Here is a 771-nt window from a genome sequence, read left to right as displayed (position 1 = left end):
CACCCTTCGCCTTTCGTCTGCACCAGTTCCTCTCCAAGGGGGACACGGTCCACGTCAGCCTGGAACCGACGACGGTCCGGTATATCACCAGTCAATACCAGGTGAGTGTGCCCGGGTCGCGGGACAAGGTACTGCTGCCGCTGGCCTTCTGTCGTGAATGTGGCCAGGAATATCTCGTCGTCGCGCGCAGCAGGGACACCCCTCGCCGCTATACTCCCCGCCGGGAGTCGGCCGCGGTTGAAAGTGAAGTCGATCTCGGCTATCTCTATGTGAGCGAGGATCATCCCTGGCCCGCCGATCCCATCGCCGAGGGGCGCTTTCCGGACACCTGGTTCGACGCCGACGAGCACGGGCACTCGTTCGTCCTGCCGAGACTCGCCGATCAGGTGCCGCGCCGGGTCCGGGTGACGGCGGACGGCAGCGAGGTCGAGACGGACGGCGAGCGCGCCGTGTTCCTTCGTGACATGTCCGGTTCCGGGGCGTCCGAGCCGATGACGGCCTGGTTCATCCCGGCGCCGTTCCGGTTCTGCCTGCGCTGCCGGGTCTCGTACGAGCAGCTGCGGGCCCAGGACTTCGCCAAGCTGGCCTCGTTCGCAGCCGAGGGCCGCAGCTCGGCCGTGTCGTTGGTCAGCACCAGCATCGTGCGCAACCTGCGGCGCCAGAAGGCGTTGGACTCCCGGGCCAAGAAGCTGCTCACCTTCGTCGATAACCGCCAGGACGCGAGCCTGCAGGCCGGGCATCTCAACGACTTCGTGCAGGTCACCCAGCTAC

At 66.7% G+C, this 771-nt stretch carries 1 pseudogene; it reads left to right on the top strand.

Annotation, left to right across the window (positions count from 1 at the left end):
- Positions 1-771 (top strand): annotated as a pseudogene (locus AC08ON_RS11440) (DEAD/DEAH box helicase); the annotation flags it as partial.

The organism is Frankia sp. CoWAU3, from assembly GCF_977971855.1.
This window is presented reverse-complemented; position numbering and strand designations above follow the sequence as displayed.